We start from the raw sequence: 233 nt of genomic DNA, 5'->3' as shown, positions 1-233 counted from the left end.
CTTTACGTCCCTTGGTGACTACGTTAAAGATTGCGTTCGCATCCATATGTCCGCCTACTTGATTCAGAGCCGGACCTGCACCGCCCTGGAGCTGATCGCCATGGCAGGAGATACAGCTGGCTTTCAATGTAGCTTCAGCCGCAGCGGCATCCAAAGTAACCTCCGGCATGGTTGGCTTCTCTTCCTGCGCCACCTGCTCCTTGCCTGGAAGCGTAAACATCAGCGCAATAGCC

General features: G+C 55.4%; 1 protein-coding gene. It reads right to left on the bottom strand.

Annotated elements, in window-relative coordinates:
• Positions 1-233 (bottom strand): c-type cytochrome (locus ACSNOG_RS34085; RefSeq protein WP_436756533.1); only part of this gene is annotated, 233 nt, incomplete at both ends.

Source organism: Streptomyces sp. URMC 124, assembly GCF_051386455.1.
GTDB lineage: Bacteria > Actinomycetota > Actinomycetes > Streptomycetales > Streptomycetaceae > Streptomyces.
The sequence above is the reverse complement of the archived record's forward strand: the minus strand, read 5'-3'. Positions and strand labels throughout refer to the sequence as shown.